The following is a 19,699-nucleotide window of genomic DNA, read 5'->3' as shown; positions in this document are numbered from 1 at the left end:
AGGGGGTCCGATGGCAGATGACACCGCGTACGGCGACACCAGCGATCAGGATCTCCTGGCCCGTCATGTAGAAGGCGATCCCGGCGCCTTCGGTGAGCTCGTGCGGCGGCACCGCGACCGGCTCTGGGCCGTCGCTCTCCGGACGCTCGGGGACCGTGAGGACGCCGCTGACGCCGTTCAGGACGCCCTGGTGTCCGCCTATCGGGCCGCGCACACCTTCAGGGGTCAGTCGGCGGTCACGACCTGGCTGCACCGGATCACAGTGAACGCCTGCCTGGACCGGGCCAGAAAGGCAGCCTCCCGCAAGACATCCCCCGTGGACGACACCGAGCGCCTGGAGCAGCTCCTGGAGCCGCACGAGTCCGCCTCGGCTCCCGCGGAGCGCAACGACCTCCACCGCCAGCTCCTGGAGGCCCTCGGCACGCTCCCACCCGACCAGCGCGCCGCCCTCGTCCTCGTGGACATGCAGGGCTATCCGGTCGCCGAAGCCGCCCGCATGCTCGATGTGCCCACGGGGACGGTGAAGAGCCGCTGCGCCCGGGGCAGAGCCAGACTGCTCCCCCTTCTCACTCATCTCCGGCCGGAAAGAGCCGGAGACGGCAGAGAAACAGGCGCTGGACGGAACCGGACGCAGGGGACATCCGTCCCACCCGCAGCGGGACCTCCCTCGGAAGGCTCGCCGGATTCAGGATCAAGCGATTCAGCTGCAGTGAAGGGCGGAGGTGGGCGAGCGTGACTTCCACGACAGACACAGCCGGGCACCCGGACGTCGCGGAGATCTCCGACCTCACCGAAGGCATCCTCCCCGCTTCCAGGACCGCCGCCGTACGTCGGCATCTGGACGGGTGCGAACTCTGCGCGGACGTGCACGCTTCGCTGGAGGAGATCCGCGGACTGCTCGGCACACTGCCGGGCCCACCGCAGATGCCCGCCGACGTCGCCGGCAGGATCGACGCCGCTCTCGCCGCCGAGGCTCTCCTGCAGGCGACTGCTCCCGAGGCCGTGAACGCACCGGCACCGGTCGAGACTGCACATGTTTCACGTGAAACATCGCTCACGGCAGACCGTCCCACTGGGCATGCCCGTACGGCCACCACCGGCCCCGGCCGCAAGGACCGCAAGAGGAACGGACGCCGCAAGATCGCCGTCCTCGGCGCCGTCTTCACCGTCGCCGCTCTGGGATTCGGCTCCGTGCTGCTGTCGGTGCTTGATGACGACAAGCCAACCAACAGCGCACACGGACAGCCGACCCCCACCGCCGACACCTTCTCGGCGAGCGGACTCGAGAAGCAGGTCTCGAACCTCCTCACCGAGAAGAGTGCGAGCGGCGGATCCCGGGCTCCGCACACCAGCATGGGTGCGGCGGAGATCCCGGGCTCCGGGGACCCCCGCATCCTGGTGACGCCCGAGGTTCCCCAGTGCATCCAGAACGGCATCCGTACCAGCGACGCGCCACTCGCGACCGAGGACGGCGTCTACAAGGGCACGGAAGCGCTTCTCGTCGTGCTGCGTGATCCCTCCGACAGCACCAGGGTCACCGCCTACATCGTGGATGCGTCGTGCGTGAAGACGGCACCGACCGGCACCGCGAAGGTTCTGTTGAAGCAGTCCTACACACGTTCCTGAGCCCTGACGCTTCGTCTCCGTCCTGCTTGGTAGTGCTTACGGTGCGGCCTCTCCGTGTGCCCGGACACACCGGGAATGCACGCCCCTTAGGATCCGTTGGGTGGGGTGAGAGTTCTGAGAGGGGCTCCACCGGTCCGACGACGCAGTCCAGAGACGAGGAACCAAGCCGTGAGCGACGTCCGTAACGTGATCATCATCGGCTCCGGGCCCGCCGGCTACACGGCGGCGCTCTACACCGCGCGCGCGTCGCTGAAGCCGCTGGTGTTCGAGGGCGCCGTCACCGCCGGTGGCGCATTGATGAACACCACCGAGGTGGAGAACTTCCCCGGCTTCCAGGACGGCATCATGGGCCCCGAGCTCATGGACAACATGCGGGCCCAGGCTGAGCGTTTCGGTGCCGAGCTCGTCCCGGACGACATCGTCAGCGTCGACCTGACCGGCGAGATCAAGACCGTCACCGACACCTCGGGCACGGTCCACCGGGCGAAGGCCGTGATCGTCACCACCGGCTCGCAGCACCGCAAGCTCGGCCTGCCCAACGAGGACGCCCTCTCCGGACGCGGTGTCTCATGGTGTGCCACCTGTGACGGCTTCTTCTTCAAGGACCAGGACATCGCCGTGATCGGCGGCGGTGACACCGCGATGGAGGAAGCGACCTTCCTCTCCCGCTTCGCCAAGTCCGTGACGATCGTCCACCGCCGTGACACCCTGCGCGCCTCCAAGGCGATGCAGGAGCGCGCCTTCGCCGACCCGAAGATCAAGTTCGTATGGGACAGCGAGGTCGCCGAGATCCAGGGCGACCCGAAGCTCTCGGGTCTGAAGCTGCGCAACCTCAAGACCGGTGAGCTTTCGGACCTGGCGGTCACCGGCCTGTTCATCGCGATCGGCCACGACCCGCGTACCGAGCTCTTCAAGGGCCAGCTCGAGCTGGACGGTGAGGGCTACCTGAAGGTGGAAGCGCCTTCGACCCGCACCAACCTGACCGGTGTCTTCGGCGCCGGTGACGTGGTCGACCACACCTACCGCCAGGCGATCACCGCGGCCGGCACCGGCTGTTCCGCCGCTCTCGACGCCGAGCGCTTCCTCGCCGCCCTCGCGGACGAAGAGAAGGCCGAGCCCGAGAAGACCGCTGTCTGACCCCCCCATCCCGCCCCACCGCACCAACCCAGTTAAGGAGCCCGCCGTGGCCGGCACCCTGAAGAATGTGACCGACGATTCCTTCGAGCAGGACGTCCTGAAGAGCGACAAGCCCGTCCTGGTGGACTTCTGGGCCGCCTGGTGCGGACCGTGCCGTCAGATCGCGCCGTCCCTCGAGGCGATCGCCGCCGAGTACGGCGACAAGATCGAGGTCGTCAAGCTGAACATCGACGAGAACCCGGGTACGGCCGCCAAGTACGGCGTCATGTCCATCCCGACTCTGAACGTGTACCAGGGTGGCGAGGTCGCCAAGACCATCGTCGGCGCCAAGCCGAAGGCCGCGATCGTGCGCGACCTCGAGGACTTCATCGCCGAGTGATGTTTCACGTGAAACACGATGGGGCCGACCCGAAAGGGCCGGCCCCATCGTCGCGTTACAGGGGCCGCAGCGCCGGTTCCTTCTGTACCGCCCCCAGAAGCCGGTCCAGTGCCATCTCCACGTCTTCCTTCCAGGAGAGTGTGGTCCGCAGTTCCAGCCTCAGTCTCGGATACGTGGGATGGGGTCTGACCGTCTTGAAACCCACGGCGAGCAGATGGTCCGCGGGAAGCAGACAGGCGGGCTCTTTCCAACGGGCGTCACCGAAGGCTTCGATGGCCTTGAAGCCCCGCCTCAGCAGGTCCTTGGCGACCGTCTGCACCATCACCCGGCCCAGTCCCTGCCCCTGATAGCCCGGCATGATGAACGACGTCATCAACTGGACGGCGTCCGGAGAGACGGGGCTGGTGGGAAACGCCGTGGAGCGTGGAACATATGCGGGAGGGGCGTAGAGGACGTAGCCGACCGGAACGTCGTCGACGTAGACGACCCGGCCGCACGATCCCCAGTCCAGCAGAACGGCGGAGATCCAGGCTTCCTTCTCCAGAGCCGCTGTTCCCGCCTTTACCGCGGCTTCTCCACTGACGGGGTCCAACTCCCAGAAGACACACGAGCGGCAACGCCGGGGTAGGTCCGGAAGGTTGTCCAGCGTGAGCGGTACGAGCCGACGCCCCATGAAGGCTGTTCCTCGCTTCCTTCGCCCGCCGCATCGCGGGCGGCCGTCAGAGCGCTCCGTTCCCTGAGCAAGCTGCCGACGAATCCGCCGACCGCCCCCAGTCCCAGGCCCGCGCTCACCAGTCCGCTTCGGCTCATCGTTCGCATCGCCCCTGCCTCCCCTCAGAGGTACTGCCGGGTGGATGTGCTGCACCCATTCGCATCGTATCCACACAGCGATTCCATCGATACCGCCTGAAAGCAAAGAGCGGGCCGTGTTCCGGGACACACCGGACACAGCCCGTTCTGTGTGCTTCGCCTGGGCGGTGTCACCCTGGCGGGGCCTTGGCTCAGCCTTCCGTCTCCTCGGCTTCGCCGTCCAGCAGGCTCTTCTGCAGAACCGGTCCCTCACCGGGGGCGAGGGAGCTGAGGATGCGTTCGAGGTCCTCCATCGAGGCGAACTCGACGGTGATCTTGCCCTTCTTCTGCCCCAGGTCCACCTTCACCCGCGTCTCGAAGCGGTCCGAGAGGCGGGTCGCGAGGTCGGTCAGCGCCGGAGAGACCCGGGCGCCGGCACGCGGCCCCTTGGAACGCTGGACAGTCTGCGGCCGCGACCCCATGAGGGTCACGATCTCCTCGACTGCACGCACCGAGAGCCCCTCGGCCACGATCCGGTGGGCCAGCCGGTCCTGCTCCTCCGAGTCGTCGACGGAGAGAAGGGCACGGGCGTGTCCGGCGGAGAGCACTCCGGCGGCCACTCGGCGCTGCACCGCCGGCGAGAGCTTCAGCAGACGCAGGGTGTTGGAGACCTGCGGACGGGACCGGCCGATGCGGTCCGCCAGCTGGTCGTGCGTGCAGTTGAAGTCCTTCAGCAACTGGTCGTAGGCGGCCGCCTCTTCCAGCGGGTTCAGCTGAGCACGGTGCAGATTCTCCAGGAGGGCGTCCAGGAGGAGCTTGTCGTCCTCCGTGGCCCGCACGATCGCGGGGATCGCCTCCAGACCAGCCTCACGGGTGGCCCGCCAGCGCCGCTCGCCCATGATGAGCTCGTAGCGGGCGGGACCGACCTGTCGGACGACGACCGGTTGGAGAAGACCGACTTCCTTGATGGAGGTGACCAGCTCCTGCAGCGCGTCATCGTCGAAGACCTCACGCGGCTGGCGGGGGTTCGGCGTGATGGAGTCGAGGGGGAGCTCCGCGAAGTGGGCGCCCATGGGAGGCGCGGGCGTCTCCGGGTAGCCGTTGGCCGACGGCGCCTCGGTTTCATGTGAAACAGGCGGCAGTGTGGCCACCTTCGCCGCGGCCACTCCACGATCGGTCGTCAGCACCGGAACGGACGTCGGTGACGCTGAACCAGGGCCCCCCATCGCCGCCGGAGTCGGCGTCTTCTCTGTCGGTGCAGCCGGGATCAGTGCGCCGAGACCACGACCCAAACCCCTCCGTCGCTCGCTCACTGGATCCCCTCCACCATGCTTGGGTTGCTCTGTGCGCCGATGTGCGCCTGCGTCGGGTCATAGCTGACGCCGACGCCCTTCAGCGCGATCTCTCGCGCCGCCTCAAGGTAGGACAGGGCGCCGCTCGATCCTGGATCGTAGGTCAGCACCGTCTGTCCATAACTCGGCGCCTCGGAGATACGGACCGAGCGGGGAATGCTCGTCCGCAGCACCTCGTCGCCGAAGTGGGTGCGCACCTCGTCCGCGACCTGGGACGCGAGGCGCGTCCGGCCGTCGTACATGGTGAGCAGGATCGTCGAGACATGCAAGGTGGGGTTGAGGTGGCCCCGCACCAGATCGACGTTGCGCAGCAGCTGACCGAGGCCCTCCAGCGCGTAGTACTCGCACTGGATCGGGATGAGGACCTCCGCGCCGGCCACGAGCGCATTGACGGTCAACAGGCCGAGCGAGGGCGGACAGTCGATGAGGATGTAGTCCAGTGGCTGCTCGTACGCCTGGATCGCTCGCTGCAGTCGGCTCTCACGTGCCACCAGGGACACCAGCTCGATCTCCGCACCGGCGAGATCGATGGTGGCGGGGGCGCAGAAGAGGCCTTCTACATCAGGGACCGGCTGGACGACCTCGGCCAGCGGCCTGCTCTCGACCAGGACGTCGTAGATGGACGGCACTTCGGCGTGGTGGTCGATCCCCAACGCAGTGGACGCGTTGCCCTGGGGGTCGAGGTCGATCACCAGGACACGACCACCGTGCAGAGCCAGCGAAGCAGCAAGATTGACGGTCGTCGTCGTCTTGCCCACCCCGCCCTTCTGGTTGGCGACGACCATGATCCGGGTCTGCTCGGGCCGTGGCAGGCCCTCGCCGGCGCGGCCAAGAGCCTCTACCGCCAGTTGGGCAGCACGACCGATCGGAGTGTCGTCCATCGGGGGCGGTGTTTCACGTGAAACATCCTCCCCCATCGACTCGGTTCGGGGACCGGGGACCGGATCGGTCATCGGTCCCGCGATGTTGGCGTCGGACCGCAAGGATTCACTCTCCTCGACTTCAGGCTCGCAATGAACAGAGCCTCCCATGTCTTCGGGGTCGTGAACCAGTGAGGCCTGTTGTTCTGTGGAGAAATCCACTTCTGTGGACAACTCCGTTACCTCTCCGAGTGAGCCGAGAGGCTTCCGGTCGCGGGGTTCGGCCGCGGCGCGGCCCCGGCTGATGATGCCGTGCAGCAGTGAGCGACGTTTCACGTGAAACACGATGCAGGGCAGCCATGCCCGTTCTGCCGCGACACTCCGACATGCATAGGTTTGGCAGCTTGTGTGGAGTACGTCTCGTCGTCAGGACGGTTCAGCGACGTCGACGTGTGCGGCCGGTGCGGGCCGCCTTGGCACGCTTGGCCGCGAAACGCACGCCGCCTGGACTCTCCCCTACCTCGACCCTCACCACCGTGGACAACGGGTCGACCACGCCCTCGCCCACATGCAGGATGGAGGTCTCCACGGCACCGAGCTTACTCAGGGCCGTACCTGCCGCCTTGAGTTCCTCCTCCGCGGTGTCGCCCTTGAGCGCGAGCATCTCGCCGTAGGGACGCAGCAGCGGGACTCCCCACGCCGCCAGACGGTCCAGTGGAGCCACGGCCCGCGCTGTCACCACATGCACGGGGGTCAGCTTGCCCATGACTTCCTCGGCACGGCCCCGCACCACTGTCACATGGTCCAGGCCCAGCAGCTCCACCACCTCCGTCAGGAAGGTCGTGCGCCTCAGCAGCGGTTCCAGCAGCGTGATCTTCAGGTCCTCACGGACGAGCGCCAGGGGAATGCCGGGCAGGCCGGCACCGGAGCCGACGTCGCACACCGTCACGCCCTCGGGGACGACCTCCGAGAGCACCGCGCAGTTCAGCAGATGCCGCTCCCACAGACGGGGCACTTCACGGGGGCCGATGAGGCCACGTTGCACACCCGCCTCAGCGAGCAGCTCGGCGTAGCGCACCGCGTCCTCGAAGCGATCGCCGAACACCTCACGCGCCTGCTCGGGCGCGGGGGGAAGCTCCGCTGCCTCCGTCACGGGGAACCGTCCTTCCGTACCGCATCAGCGCACCGGGCGCCGACCATCAGAACTATCAGGCTGACAAAGTTCCGGCCCCGCCTGCTCTACAGACGGGGCCGGAGGAACGTACGGACCGATCAGGCGGGAAGCACGACGACGAAGCGCTGCGGCTCCTCGCCCTCGGACTCGCTGCGCAGGCCGGCGGCCTTGATCGCGTCGTGCACGACCTTGCGCTCGAACGGCGTCATCGGGTCGAGCTTCACGGCCTCACCGGTGCTCTTCACCTCGGCAGCGGCCTTGGCGCCCAGCTCGGAGAGCTCCGCACGCTTCTTGGCCCGGTAACCGCCGATGTCCAGCATCAGTCGGCTGCGGTCCCCGGTCTCCCGGTGCACGGCCAGGCGGGTGAGCTCCTGCAGGGCCTCCAGCACCTCGCCGTCACGACCGACCAGCTTCTGCAGGTCGCGGCCACCCGCGTCGCTGATGATCGAGACAGCGGCGCGGTCGGCCTCGACGTCCATGTCGATGTCGCCGTCGAGATCGGCGATGTCGAGCAGACCCTCGAGGTAGTCCGCCGCGATCTCGCCCTCCTGCTCCAGGCGAGTCAGGGTGTCTGCACCCTCGGCAGCGGCGGAGGTGGTGCCTTCCGTCACGGGATGGACTCCTTCTTACTTCTTGGACGGGGACTTGGGCCGCTGCGGACCCTTGCGCTGTCCGGACTGGGCCTTGCTGCGGGTTCCGCCGCCGGACTGCTTCTTGGCGGGAGCGGCGGGCTTGGCGTCCTCGGGCTCGTCGGACTTGCTCAGCGAGATCGACTCGGACGACTGATCGTCACCGGCCGCCTTCGAGCCGGCCGAAGCCGCACCCGACTGTCGCTGGGACTTGCTCTGCCGCTTGGGCTGCTGACGCTTGGGAGCCGCCGCGCTCGTCGGCGAACCGTCCTCGGTCTGGACCGCGGCCTGGGACTCGCTCTGGATGACCGAGCCGTCGGCCTGGGCCGCGAGGCCCGCCTTGTTCAGACCGTTGATGAACTTGCGCTCGAACTCGTTGCGGTCACGGCCCTTGGCGACGATCGCCTTGATGATGGTGCGCTCGCTGCGCTTGCGGGCCTTGCCGTGGTTCGTGACGTGCTTGGTGAGGCGCTCCAGGTAGGCAGCCTGGGCCTTGGAACCCGGGGTCGGGTTGTTGTGGATGACGTACATCTGCTGGCCCATGGTCCACACGTTGGTGGTCAGCCAGTAGACGAGGACACCGACGGGGAAGTTGATGCCGAAGACGGCGAACATGACCGGGAAGACGTACATCAGCATCTTCTGCTGCTGCATGAACGGCGTCTTGACCGTGGTGTCGACGTTCTTCGTCATCAGCTGACGCTGCGTGTAGAACTGCGACGCCGACATCATGACGATCATGACCGCGGTGACGACCCGCACGTCCGTGACCGTGGCACCCAGCGCCTGGACGGTGGCGGAGCCGTCCTTGAACTTCGCGGCGAGCGGGGCACCGAAGATGTGCGCCTTACGGGCGCTGGCCAGCAGCGATTCGTTGATGACACCGATGGTGTCGCCCGTCGCGATGCCGTTGAGCACGTGGTACAGGGCGAAGAAGAACGGGGACTGCGCCAGGATGGGAAGGCACGAGGAGAGCGGGTTGGTGCCCGTCTCCTTGTACAGCTTCATCATCTCTTCGGACTGACGCTGCTTGTCGTTCTTGTAGCGCTCCTGGATCTTCTTCATCTCGGGCTGGAGCGTCTGCATGGCCCGCGTCGACTTGATCTGCTTCACGAAGAGCGGGATCAGGCAGATACGGATCAGGATCACGAGGGACACGATCGACAGGCCCCAGGCCCACCCGGTGTCAGGGCCGAAGATCTTGCCGTACACCGTGTGGAACTGAACGATGACCCAGGAGACGGGTGTCGTGATGAAGCTGAAAAGACTGGCAATCGTGTCCACTAATCATGCTCCTTGGGCATGGGACGGAGTCTCTGCGGCCGGGCTCGAAGGAGTCTGTCCCTCGGTGGCCGAGGCGGCGGAGGGCCCGCCCCTACGTGCACGCCAGGCGTTACGCAGCATTTCGTGCCACCGCGGACGCTTGCGCGGCGGGACATGGTCCACACCGCCCAGCGACCACGGATTGCACCGCAGGATGCGCCAGGCGGTGAGTGCCGTTCCCTTGATCGCACCGTGCCGGTCGATGGCCTGGTAGCCGTAGTGGGAGCACGACGGGTAGTACTTGCACACCGGCCCCAGCAGCGGGCTGATGGTCCACTGGTACAGCTTGATCAGCGCCAGCAGCGGGTACTTCATCGTGCGCCCCCTCCCAGCAGCCGCTGAACGGCGGCATCCAGGTCTCGGGCCAGCTGTTCGTGATCGGCGTCGCCCGCCTCGGGCAGCGCTCGTACGACTACCAGGCTACCGGGGGGAAACAGGACGACCCTGTCGCGCATCAGGTGACGCAGTCTGCGCTTCACCTTGTTGCGTACGACCGCGCCGCCCACGGCCTTGCTCACGACGAAACCCGCACGCGTCGGGGGAGCGCTCTCCCCAGGCGCGTGCGGGTCCGTGGCACCGCTACGAAAATGGACGACGAGGGACGGGCGTCCGGCCCGGCGCCCTCGTCGTACTGCGGTCGCGAAGTCCTCGCGCCGCCTCAGCCGGTTCTCGGTGGGCAGCACGACGGCATGACCTGACCGGGATCAGGCGGACAGGCTGGCGCGACCCTTGCTGCGGCGGTTCGCCAGAATCGCGCGGCCGGCGCGGGTACGCATCCGCAGACGGAAGCCGTGGGTCTTGGCACGACGACGGTTGTTCGGCTGGAAGGTGCGCTTGCTCACTCGGGGGCTCCAGAAATCAATCGGTGGTGGCGGGTGCCGTCCTGGCTGTCACCGTGCGCCCACGAGTAGCTCGCAGTTACGCCCGTGTGCACCGCTTCCCGATCACCTGACGCGATCTGTGCCCATCGGAGGCAGGCGGCAGCAGCCATCGACAACTCGACCTGGTTACGGTACGCGCGGCTGAGCCATCCGGTCAAACCAGTGGTCGCCGGGAGACACTATCCACAGGCTGGGGACAACAACTTGAACCGCACCCGTCGCCCTGACTACCGTGACCGAACTCCGATTCGTTCCCTTGACCCCTCTGTTTCGGCTCCACCCCATTTGAATCCCGACTCGTCCCACAACCACACGTTCGTGGGACCCGTGAGAGAGCGTGCCCTGTGGCTGACGTACCTGCCGATCTTGCCGCAGTGTGGCCACGCGTACTCGAGCAGCTTCTCGGTGAGGGCCGCGTCCAGGGTGTGGAGGCGAAGGACGAACACTGGATCCGGCGCTGCCAGCCCCTCGCGCTGGTCGCCGACACCGCCCTGCTCGCCGTACCGAACGAATTTGCGAAAGGCGTACTGGAGGGCCGGCTGGCCCCGGCCGTCAGCGAGACCCTGAGCCGCGAGTGCGGCCGCCCTATCCGCATCGCGATCACCGTCGACGACTCCGCGGGCGAGCCCCCACCGCCGCCCGCACCTCAGGCGCCCCGGCCCCAGCCGCGCTACGAGGAGCCGGAGCTGCCCTCCGGCCAGTACGACAATCAGTACGAGGGCTACGGCCGTCACCGCGCCGACGACTCCCGCCAGGGCCGCGGTGAACAGCGCCCCGGACACCAGGGCGGCCAGGCGCCCCGCCCGGACCAGCTCCCGACCGCGCGCCCCGCCTACCCGTCGGAGTACCAGCGCCCCGAGCCCGGCGCCTGGCCGCGGCCGGCACAGGACGAGTACAGCTGGCAGCAGCAGCGGCTCGGCTTCCCGGAGCGCGACCCGTACGCGTCACCGTCGCAGGAGCCCTATCCGCAGGAGCCGTACACCCAGGAGTCGTACGGCCCTCCGTCGCAGGACTACCGCCCGCAGGCGATGGAGCGCCCGTCCTACGACAGTCCGCGCCGCGACTACGACGAGCGCCCGGACTACGACAAGCCGCGACCCGACTACGACCAGCCACGGTCCGACTACGACCAGCGCGACGGCCGCCGGGAGCTGCCCGATCCGCCGCCCGGCTCCGGGCATGTGCACCGCGGCGGCCCGGTCGGCTCCAACCTGCCCACCACCGGCGCCCCCGGCCCGCTGGCCGCGCAGCCCGCCCCGGCGACCGGCCCCGGTGAGCCCACCGCGCGGCTGAATCCGAAGTACCTCTTCGACACGTTCGTCATCGGTGCCTCCAACCGCTTCGCCCACGCGGCCGCGGTGGCGGTCGCCGAGGCTCCGGCCAAGGCCTACAACCCCCTGTTCATCTACGGGGAGTCGGGGCTCGGCAAGACCCACCTGCTGCACGCGATCGGGCACTACGCGCGCAGCCTGTATCCCGGCACGCGCGTGCGGTACGTGAGCTCGGAGGAGTTCACCAACGAGTTCATCAACTCCATCCGCGATGGCAAGGGCGACAGCTTCCGCAAGCGCTACCGCGAGATGGACATCCTGCTCGTCGACGACATCCAGTTCCTCGCGGACAAGGAGTCGACGCAGGAGGAGTTCTTCCACACCTTCAACACCCTCCACAACGCGAACAAGCAGATCGTGCTGTCCAGTGACCGGCCGCCCAAGCAGCTGGTGACGCTGGAGGACCGGCTGCGGAACCGTTTCGAGTGGGGTCTGATCACGGATGTCCAGCCGCCCGAGCTGGAGACGCGGATCGCGATCCTGCGCAAGAAGGCGGTGCAGGAGCAGCTCAACGCCCCGCCGGAGGTCCTGGAGTTCATCGCCTCCCGCATCTCGCGCAACATCCGTGAGCTGGAGGGCGCGCTGATCCGGGTGACGGCGTTCGCGTCGCTCAACCGGCAGCCGGTGGACCTGGGCCTGACGGAGATCGTGCTGAAGGACCTGATCCCCGGCGGCGAGGACTCGGCGCCCGAGATCACCTCGACGGCCATCATGAGCGCCACGGCGGACTACTTCGGCCTGACCGTCGAGGACCTGTGCGGCACCTCGCGCGGGAGGGCGCTCGTCACGGCCCGCCAGATCGCCATGTACCTGTGCCGCGAGCTGACGGACCTCTCGCTGCCGAAGATCGGCGCCCTGTTCGGCGGCCGCGACCACACGACCGTGATGCACGCGGACCGCAAGATCCGCAATCTGATGGCCGAGCGACGCTCCATCTACAACCAGGTGACCGAGCTGACGAACCGCATCAAGAACGGCTGACACAGAACCGCTGACACAGGCGGAGTCACGGCGGTTTCAACGCCGAGGGCGCCCTGGGGACGAGATCCCGAGGGCGCCCTTCGGCATTCCACAGGTCACGGCGCCGTAGCCCGCTGTTCGATTCCCCGCCGGGTTACGGCCTCCCTCCACAGATCCGGTGACTTTTTCCCGTCCACATCCTGGGGACTGCGAAGTTGTCCAGATCGCGGTCCACAGGCTTCCTGGTGAAAGACCATCAGGCCAGGTCAGGTGGTTGTGGATTCGTGGACGAAGGATCTCCACAGACTGTGGACAGCGAGAAGATCCACAGGCTGTGCATCAAGTTGTCCACCGGCCGCCCACAGGCAGGGGCCGGTTGTCCCCAGCGATCACCGGCTTCTCCACATGCCTGTCCACTGTTCGGCAACGCGACGCGCCTGATCACCGGGTCGAGTGAAAGGCGTCACACGAAGGTGCCGGGTTGGGCTGTGGGAAAGACGGGTAAAGCTGGGGACGGCGCTGGGGAGAAGTCGCCTCTGGCTGTGCACGGAGTGTGCAGAACTTTTTGTTCTCCACAGATACCCCCGGTTGTCCACCGCCGTCGCCCACAGGGCCGGTGGACAAAATTCCTGCTCTGAGCTGGGAAAACGGGGTTATCCACGGTATCCACAGCCCCTACTACTACTCCCAACTAGAGAGAGCTGGGAATCCGTTTCGAAGTGGGGCCTGTGCACAACTCGCTGTCCGGCTCCCGGCTGCCCCTCGTCACGACTTGACCCCGAGAGGCACCTACTGTCAGTGGGGTGCGTCAGACTGTTCCCCGGTGTCCTTCCCGGCACAGGGACCGACGACACCGAGACAGACGACGAAGCCAGGCAGGCCGAGCAGCGCCGGCAACAGCAGGAGGCGGCAACAGTGAAGATCCGGGTGGAACGCGACGTACTCGCGGAGGCAGTGGCCTGGGCGGCGCGCAGCCTCCCGGCCCGTCCGCCGGCGCCGGTCCTCGCCGGCCTTCTCCTGAAGGCCGAGGAAGGCCAGCTGAGCCTGTCCAGCTTCGACTACGAGGTCTCCGCGCGGGTCTCCGTGGAGGCCGAGGTCGAGGAGGAGGGCACGGTGCTGGTCTCCGGCCGCCTGCTCGCCGACATCTGCCGCGCTCTGCCCAACCGCCCGGTGGAGATTTCCACAGACGGTGTACGGGCGACGGTGGTCTGCGGCTCCTCGCGGTTCACACTCCACACCCTGCCTGTGGAGGAGTACCCGGCGCTGCCGCAGATGCCGAGCGCGACCGGCACCGTCCCCGGTGAGGTCTTCGCCTCCGCCGCCTCCCAGGTGGCCATCGCCGCGGGCCGCGACGACACGCTCCCGGTCCTGACCGGTGTGCGCATCGAGATCGAGGGCGACACCGTCACGCTGGCGTCCACCGACCGCTACCGCTTCGCGGTCCGTGAGTTCCTGTGGAAGCCGGAGAACCCCGAGGCGTCCGCCGTCGCCCTGGTGCCCGCCAAGACGCTCCTGGACACCGCCAAGGCGCTTACGAGCGGCGACAGCGTCATCCTGGCGCTCTCCGGCTCCGGTGCGGGCGAGGGCCTGATCGGTTTCGAGGGCGCGGGCCGCCGTACGACCACGCGGCTGCTCGAAGGTGACCTGCCGAAGTACCGCACGCTGTTCCCGACGGAGTTCAACTCCGTGGCCGTGATCGAGACCGCCCCGTTCGTGGAGGCCGTCAAGCGCGTGGCCCTGGTCGCCGAGCGCAACACCCCGGTGCGCCTCAGCTTCGAGCAGGGCGTGCTGATCCTGGAGGCCGGCTCCAGCGACGACGCACAGGCTGTGGAAAGGGTCGACGCCCAGCTGGAGGGCGACGACATCTCGATCGCCTTCAACCCGACCTTCCTGCTGGACGGCCTGAGCGCCATCGACTCCCCGGTGGCCCAGCTCTCCTTCACGACGTCCACCAAGCCCGCGCTGCTGAGCGGCAAGCCCGCCCTGGACGCCGAGGCGGACGAGGCCTACAAGTACCTGATCATGCCGGTGCGCCTCAGCGGCTGAGTCAAAGCCCCAGGTGGGGGCATACGTTTGAGCGCGTATGCCCACAGGTGTGCGTGAGCGTCCGGGTTTAGGCTCGTACGTGGGTACGAAAGTGCCTCACACGCCACAGCAACCTAAGGAACCACTGATGGAGCTCGGTCTCGTCGGCCTCGGCAAGATGGGCGGCAACATGCGCGAGCGGATACGCCGCGCAGGCCACACCGTGATCGGATACGACCGCAACCCGGACCTCGCCGATGTCCACAGCCTGAAGGAGCTTGTGGACGCGCTGCAGGGCCCGCGGGTCGTGTGGGTGATGGTCCCGGCCGGAGCGCCGACCCAGGCGACCGTCGACGAGCTGGCGGAGCTCCTGGAGCCCGGTGACGTCGTGGTGGACGGCGGGAACTCCCGCTGGACGGACGACGAGAAGCACGCCGAGGAGCTGGCGGCCAAGGGCATCGGGTTCGTCGACTGCGGCGTCTCCGGCGGTGTGTGGGGCCTGGAGAACGGCTACGCGCTGATGTACGGCGGGGACGCGGAGAACGTCGCCAAGGTGCAGCCGGTCTTCGACGCCCTCAAGCCCGAGGGCGACGCGGGTTCGGTGCACGCGGGCAAGGTCGGCGCGGGCCACTTCGCGAAGATGGTCCACAACGGCATCGAGTACGCGATGATGCAGGCCTATGCCGAGGGCTGGGAGCTCCTGGAGAAGGTCGACTCCGTGACCGATGTCCGGGAGGTCTTCCGCTCCTGGCAGGAGGGCACGGTCATCCGTTCCTGGCTGCTCGACCTCGCGGTCAACGCTCTCGACGAGGACGAGCACCTGGACAAGCTGCGCGGTTTCGCACAGGACTCCGGCGAGGGCCGGTGGACCGTGGAAGCCGCGATAGACCACGCGGTGCCGCTGCCGGCGATCACCGCGTCGCTGTTCGCGCGGTTCGCGTCGCGTCAGGACGACTCGCCGCAGATGAAGATGATCGCGGCGCTGCGCAACCAGTTCGGCGGCCACGCGGTCGAGACGAAGTAATCCACAGGGCTGCGGAGCAATCCACAGGCCGCAGTCCACAAGCTGGGGGAGGTCGGCGACCGACCATGCACGTCACGCATCTGTCGCTGGCCGACTTCCGCTCGTACGCCCGGGTCGAAGTTCCGCTCGACCCGGGCGTCACCGCGTTCGTCGGCCCCAACGGGCAGGGCAAGACGAACCTGGTCGAGGCGATCGGCTACCTCGCCACCCTCGGCAGCCACCGGGTCGCCTCCGACGCCCCCCTGGTCCGCATGGGCGCCGACCGCGCGATCGTCCGGGCGCAGGTCAGACAGGGCGAGCGGCAGCAGCTGGTCGAGCTGGAGCTGAACCCCGGCAAGGCGAACCGTGCCCGCATCAACAGGTCCTCGCAGGTCAGGCCGCGCGATGTGCTCGGGATCGTGCGCACGGTGCTGTTCGCGCCGGAGGATCTCGCGCTGGTGAAGGGCGACCCGGGCGAGCGGCGCCGCTTCCTGGACGAGCTGATCACCGCGCGCTCCCCGCGCATGGCCGGCGTTCGCTCCGACTACGAGCGCGTCCTCAAGCAGCGCAACACCCTGCTGAAGTCGGCCGCCCTCGCGAGGCGGCACGGCGGCCGCTCGATGGACCTGTCCACTCTCGACGTCTGGGACCAGCACCTCGCGCGCGTGGGTGCCGAGTTGCTCGCCCAGCGGCTCGACCTGATCGCCGCGCTCCAGCCGCTGGCCGACAAGGCGTACGAGCAACTGGCCCCGGGCGGCGGCCCGGTGGCCCTGGAGTACAAGCCGTCCGCGCCGGGCGAGGCACACACGCGTGAGGCTCTCCACGAGCAGCTGATGGCGGCGCTCACCGAGGTGCGCAAGCAGGAGATCGAGCGGGGCGTGACCCTCGTAGGACCTCATCGGGACGATATGAATCTCAAACTCGGTCAGTTGCCCGCCAAGGGGTACGCCTCGCACGGTGAGTCCTGGTCGTACGCGCTGGCGCTGCGCCTGGCGTCGTACGACCTGCTCCGGGCCGAGGGGAACGAGCCCGTGCTGATCCTCGACGACGTGTTCGCCGAGCTGGACACCCGTCGCCGGGAGCGGTTGGCCGAGCTGGTCGCGCCCGGTGAGCAGGTCCTGGTGACGGCGGCGGTCGACGACGACGTGCCGCACGTGCTGACGGGGACGCGGTACGCCGTGTCCGAGGGGGCGGTGGAGCGCGTATGACCGACGAACAACCGCCTGCCAAGAGGCCCGAGTCCGCCGAACCCTCGGGTGTCGACCTCGCGCGCGTGGCGCTCAGGGCCGCGAAGGAACAGGCACGCGCGCGTGGGGACGCGGCGCAGCAGAAGCGGCAGGCACGGCGTGGAGGGGGTCTGCGCTCCGGCGCGCGCGCTGACGGACGCGACCCCATGGCGTTCGGTGCCGCCATCAACCGCCTGATCACCGAGCGCGGTTGGGAGACGCCGGCCGCGGTGGGCGGGGTGATGGGGCGCTGGCCGCAGATCGTGGGCGAGGACCTGGCCAAGCACTGCGAGCCGGAGAAGTACGACGAGGACGAGCGGGTGCTGGTGGTGCGCTGCGACTCGACGGCCTGGGCGACGAACCTGCGGCTGCTCGCCCCGCAGCTGGTGGCCCGTCTGAACGAGGATCTCGGGCACGGCGCCGTGAAGTTGATCAAGGTGAACGGCCCGGGCGGGCCCGCCCGTCGCTACGGTCCGCTGCGCGCCCCGGGCAGCACGGGACCCGGTGACACCTACGGGTGACAGACATCACATCAGGGGCGTCGGCGGTGCCTTCGGGGCGCCGCCGACGCCTTTGTCGTAGCACTGCACGCGGTTGCGAATTCCGACCTGACTCCCAAGTAGCCAAGGGTTGACAGCTGGAAGCGCTGAGTGCCGCTGTGAGCCTCTTGGAGCCCCGCTCCGTATATGGGGACCCGGAAGACGCCGGTTGAGGGCGGCACATGCGGACTCAGGTACCGGCAAACCCCCATCACTGTCGGCGCTACCGGTAGACTGGAAGCCAATCCCGCCCCGAACGTGGGGACCGCCCGGGAGAAGCTGAGCAACGCTGATCAAGGCTTACCAACGCAACATGCCGCAGCCGCTCCGGCAACCCGCCGACGAGCCCGGCTCGTGCTGTGCCAGAAAGGGCGCTTCGTGGCCGATTCCGGCAACCCCAACGAGAACATTCCGTCCACCGACGCCGAGGCGACCTCGTCGAACGGCGAGGTAACCGCCTCGTACGACGCCAGCGCCATCACCGTCCTCGAGGGTCTGGACGCGGTCCGCAAGCGACCCGGTATGTACATCGGCTCGACCGGTGAGCGCGGTCTGCACCACCTGGTGCAGGAGGTCGTCGACAACTCCGTCGACGAGGCGCTGGCCGGCCACGCGGACACCATCGACGTGACGATCCTCTCCGACGGTGGCGTGCGCGTCATCGACAACGGCCGTGGCATCCCGGTGGGCATCGTCCCCTCCGAGGGCAAGCCGGCCGTCGAGGTCGTGCTGACCGTGCTGCACGCGGGCGGCAAGTTCGGTGGCGGCGGTTACGCGGTCTCCGGCGGTCTGCACGGCGTGGGCGTCTCCGTCGTGAACGCCCTGTCCACCAAGGTGTCCGTCGAGATCAAGACCGACGGCTACCGCTGGACGCAGGACTACAAGCTGGGCGTGCCGACGGCCCCGCTGGCTCAGCACGAGGCCACGGACGAGCACGGCACCACGGTCACCTTCTGGGCCGACCCGGACATCTTCGAGACCACCGAGTACTCCTTCGAGACGCTCTCGCGGCGCTTCCAGGAGATGGCGTTCCTCAACAAGGGTCTGAGGATCAACCTCACCGACGAGCGCGAGTCGGCGAAGGCCACCGCCGGCGCGGACGAGGCGGGCGAGGACGAGAAGCACGAGGTCAAGGCCGTCTCGTACCACTACGAGGGCGGCATCGTCGACTTCGTGAAGTACCTCAACTCCCGCAAGGGAGAGGTCGTCCACCCCACCGTGATCGACCTCGAGGCCGAGGACAAGGACAAGGGCCTGTCCCTCGAGCTCGCGATGCAGTGGAACGGTGGTTACAGCGAGGGTGTGTACTCCTTCGCCAACATCATCCACACGCACGAGGGCGGCACGCACGAGGAGGGCTTCCGCGCGGCGCTGACCTCGCTGATCAACAAGTACGCGCGCGACAAGAAGCTGCTGCGCGAGAAGGACGACAACCTCACGGGTGACGACATCCGCGAGGGTCTGACCGCGATCATCTCGGTGAAGCTGAGCGAGCCGCAGTTCGAGGGCCAGACCAAGACCAAGCTGGGCAACACCGAGGTGAAGACCTTCGTCCAGAAGGTCGTCTACGAGCACCTCACCGACTGGCTGGACCGCAACCCCGTCGAGGCCGCGGACATCATCCGCAAGTCCATCCAGGCGGCCACCGCGCGCGTGGCGGCCCGCAAGGCCCGCGACCTGACCCGCCGCAAGGGCCTGCTGGAGACCGCGTCCCTGCCGGGCAAGCTCTCCGACTGCCAGTCGAACGACCCCACCAAGTGCGAGATCTTCATCGTCGAGGGTGACTCCGCCGGCGGCTCCGCCAAGTCCGGCCGTAACCCGGAGTACCAGGCGATCCTTCCGATCCGCGGCAAGATCCTGAACGTCGAGAAGGCGCGGATCGACAAGATCCTGCAGAACCAGGAGATCCAGGCGCTGATCTCGGCCTTCGGTACCGGGGTCCATGAGGACTTCGACATCGAGAAGCTGCGCTATCACAAGATCATCCTGATGGCGGACGCCGACGTCGACGGCCAGCACATCTCCACCCTGCTGCTGACCTTCCTGTTCCGCTTCATGCGGCCGCTGGTCGAGGCCGGGCACGTGTACCTGTCCCGCCCCCCGCTGTACAAGATCAAGTGGGGCCGGGACGACATCGAGTACGCGTACTCCGACCGCGAGCGCGACGCGCTGATCGAGATGGGCCGCCAGCGCGGCAAGCGCATCCGCGAGGACTCCATCCAGCGCTTCAAGGGTCTCGGCGAGATGAACGCCGAGGAGCTGCGTGTGACCACCATGGACCAGGAGCACCGCGTCCTCGGTCAGGTCACCCTCGACGACGCAGCCCAGGCGGACGATCTGTTCTCCGTCCTGATGGGCGAGGACGTGGAGGCCCGCCGCCAGTTCATCCAGCGCAACGCCAAGGACGTCCGCTTCCTCGACATCTGAGTCGGTCTCAGCTGACCGCACCAGGAAGGATCTTCACC

The 19,699-nt window shown here is 67.8% G+C and carries 19 protein-coding genes; 10 read left to right on the top strand and 9 right to left on the bottom strand.

Features of this window, described 5'->3' with window-relative positions; all coding sequences use genetic code 11:
- The first annotated feature begins 10 nt into the window (after positions 1–10).
- The 4 genes from sigM to trxA all read left to right on the top strand — a co-directional run bounded on the left by sigM (position 11) and on the right by trxA (position 3,142).
- A complete protein-coding gene (sigM, locus tag ABZT93_RS18080; RefSeq protein ID WP_356105469.1) occupies positions 11–736 on the top strand; it encodes an RNA polymerase sigma factor SigM in 726 nt (241 codons plus the stop codon).
- Entirely contained in the window at positions 733–1,626 is an 894-nt protein-coding gene (locus tag ABZT93_RS18075; protein WP_356105466.1) for a hypothetical protein, read from the top strand. The genes sigM and ABZT93_RS18075 overlap by 4 nt, the downstream gene beginning before the upstream one ends.
- A gap of 168 nt (positions 1,627–1,794) precedes the next feature.
- The gene (trxB, locus tag ABZT93_RS18070) at positions 1,795–2,763 is read left to right on the top strand and encodes a thioredoxin-disulfide reductase (protein WP_266562422.1); all 969 of its coding nucleotides are present in this window, start codon (positions 1,795–1,797) and stop codon (positions 2,761–2,763) included.
- A 46-nt stretch (positions 2,764–2,809) separates the two neighbouring features.
- Positions 2,810–3,142: a thioredoxin gene (trxA, locus tag ABZT93_RS18065; protein ID WP_003991504.1), complete on the top strand. Its 333-nt coding sequence runs from the start codon at positions 2,810–2,812 to the stop codon at positions 3,140–3,142.
- A gap of 55 nt (positions 3,143–3,197) precedes the next feature.
- On the opposite strand, the gene ABZT93_RS18060 is transcribed toward trxA, so the two are convergent.
- From ABZT93_RS18060 to rpmH, 9 genes are all read right to left on the bottom strand, one after another.
- Complete coding sequence (locus ABZT93_RS18060; protein ID WP_356105463.1) at positions 3,198–3,815, bottom strand: GNAT family N-acetyltransferase; 618 nt, start codon at positions 3,813–3,815, stop codon at positions 3,198–3,200.
- Between the two features lie 328 nt (positions 3,816–4,143).
- On the bottom strand, positions 4,144–5,244 hold the full coding sequence (locus ABZT93_RS18055; protein WP_356105460.1) for a ParB/RepB/Spo0J family partition protein: 1,101 nt from the start codon (positions 5,242–5,244) through the stop codon (positions 4,144–4,146).
- The gene (locus tag ABZT93_RS18050) at positions 5,241–6,314 is read right to left on the bottom strand and encodes a ParA family protein (protein WP_078935937.1); all 1,074 of its coding nucleotides are present in this window, start codon (positions 6,312–6,314) and stop codon (positions 5,241–5,243) included. Before ABZT93_RS18050 ends, ABZT93_RS18055 begins: the two co-directional genes overlap by 4 nt.
- Before the next feature lie 265 nt (positions 6,315–6,579).
- The gene (gene rsmG / locus ABZT93_RS18045) at positions 6,580–7,296 is read right to left on the bottom strand and encodes a 16S rRNA (guanine(527)-N(7))-methyltransferase RsmG (RefSeq protein ID WP_356105458.1); all 717 of its coding nucleotides are present in this window, start codon (positions 7,294–7,296) and stop codon (positions 6,580–6,582) included.
- A gap of 119 nt (positions 7,297–7,415) precedes the next feature.
- On the bottom strand, positions 7,416–7,928 hold the full coding sequence (locus ABZT93_RS18040; protein WP_356021487.1) for a R3H domain-containing nucleic acid-binding protein: 513 nt from the start codon (positions 7,926–7,928) through the stop codon (positions 7,416–7,418).
- A gap of 15 nt (positions 7,929–7,943) precedes the next feature.
- Positions 7,944–9,230, bottom strand: coding sequence for a membrane protein insertase YidC (yidC, locus tag ABZT93_RS18035; protein ID WP_356105455.1), 1,287 nt, complete (start codon positions 9,228–9,230; stop codon positions 7,944–7,946).
- 3 nt (positions 9,231–9,233) lie between these two features.
- Positions 9,234–9,584 (bottom strand): membrane protein insertion efficiency factor YidD, encoded by a 351-nt coding sequence (yidD, locus tag ABZT93_RS18030; protein ID WP_037707204.1) that lies wholly within the window; start codon positions 9,582–9,584, stop codon positions 9,234–9,236.
- A complete protein-coding gene (gene rnpA, locus ABZT93_RS18025; protein WP_078902551.1) occupies positions 9,581–9,952 on the bottom strand; it encodes a ribonuclease P protein component in 372 nt (123 codons plus the stop codon). Before rnpA ends, yidD begins: the two co-directional genes overlap by 4 nt.
- Positions 9,953–9,973: 21 nt before the next feature.
- The gene (gene rpmH / locus ABZT93_RS18020; RefSeq protein WP_005482975.1) at positions 9,974–10,111 is read right to left on the bottom strand and encodes a 50S ribosomal protein L34; all 138 of its coding nucleotides are present in this window, start codon (positions 10,109–10,111) and stop codon (positions 9,974–9,976) included.
- 383 nt (positions 10,112–10,494) lie between these two features.
- Between rpmH and dnaA the strand changes: the two genes are divergently transcribed.
- From dnaA to gyrB, 6 genes are all read left to right on the top strand, one after another.
- Complete coding sequence (gene dnaA, locus ABZT93_RS18015) at positions 10,495–12,462, top strand: chromosomal replication initiator protein DnaA (protein ID WP_356105451.1); 1,968 nt, start codon at positions 10,495–10,497, stop codon at positions 12,460–12,462.
- A gap of 894 nt (positions 12,463–13,356) precedes the next feature.
- A complete protein-coding gene (gene dnaN, locus ABZT93_RS18010) occupies positions 13,357–14,487 on the top strand; it encodes a DNA polymerase III subunit beta (protein ID WP_037707198.1) in 1,131 nt (376 codons plus the stop codon).
- Positions 14,488–14,614: 127 nt separating this feature from the next.
- Entirely contained in the window at positions 14,615–15,490 is an 876-nt protein-coding gene (gene gnd / locus ABZT93_RS18005; RefSeq protein ID WP_356105447.1) for a phosphogluconate dehydrogenase (NAD(+)-dependent, decarboxylating), read from the top strand.
- A 65-nt stretch (positions 15,491–15,555) separates the two neighbouring features.
- Positions 15,556–16,677 (top strand): DNA replication/repair protein RecF, encoded by a 1,122-nt coding sequence (gene recF, locus ABZT93_RS18000; protein WP_356105445.1) that lies wholly within the window; start codon positions 15,556–15,558, stop codon positions 16,675–16,677.
- The gene (locus ABZT93_RS17995; RefSeq protein ID WP_356105442.1) at positions 16,674–17,216 is read left to right on the top strand and encodes a DciA family protein; all 543 of its coding nucleotides are present in this window, start codon (positions 16,674–16,676) and stop codon (positions 17,214–17,216) included. The genes recF and ABZT93_RS17995 overlap by 4 nt, the downstream gene beginning before the upstream one ends.
- 396 nt (positions 17,217–17,612) lie before the next feature.
- Positions 17,613–19,661, top strand: coding sequence for a DNA topoisomerase (ATP-hydrolyzing) subunit B (gene gyrB, locus ABZT93_RS17990; protein WP_356105441.1), 2,049 nt, complete (start codon positions 17,613–17,615; stop codon positions 19,659–19,661).
- Positions 19,662–19,699: the final 38 nt, after the last annotated feature.

Source organism: Streptomyces sp. NPDC005303 (genome assembly GCF_040607335.1).
Taxonomy (GTDB): domain Bacteria; phylum Actinomycetota; class Actinomycetes; order Streptomycetales; family Streptomycetaceae; genus Streptomyces.
This window is presented reverse-complemented; position numbering and strand designations above follow the sequence as displayed.

What these genes read in the sequence shown, in the direction of transcription:
- sigM (WP_356105469.1), top strand. Translation starts at nt 11, where the DNA reads ATGGCAGATGACACCGCGTACGGCGACACCAGCGATCAGGATCTCCTG.
- ABZT93_RS18060 (WP_356105463.1), bottom strand. Translation starts at nt 3,815, where the DNA reads ATGGGGCGTCGGCTCGTACCGCTCACGCTGGACAACCTTCCGGACCTA.
- ABZT93_RS18050 (WP_078935937.1), bottom strand. Translation starts at nt 6,314, where the DNA reads ATGGGAGGCTCTGTTCATTGCGAGCCTGAAGTCGAGGAGAGTGAATCC.
- yidD (WP_037707204.1), bottom strand. Translation starts at nt 9,584, where the DNA reads ATGAAGTACCCGCTGCTGGCGCTGATCAAGCTGTACCAGTGGACCATC.
- gnd (WP_356105447.1), top strand. Translation starts at nt 14,615, where the DNA reads ATGGAGCTCGGTCTCGTCGGCCTCGGCAAGATGGGCGGCAACATGCGC.
- recF (WP_356105445.1), top strand. Translation starts at nt 15,556, where the DNA reads ATGCACGTCACGCATCTGTCGCTGGCCGACTTCCGCTCGTACGCCCGG.
- ABZT93_RS17995 (WP_356105442.1), top strand. Translation starts at nt 16,674, where the DNA reads ATGACCGACGAACAACCGCCTGCCAAGAGGCCCGAGTCCGCCGAACCC.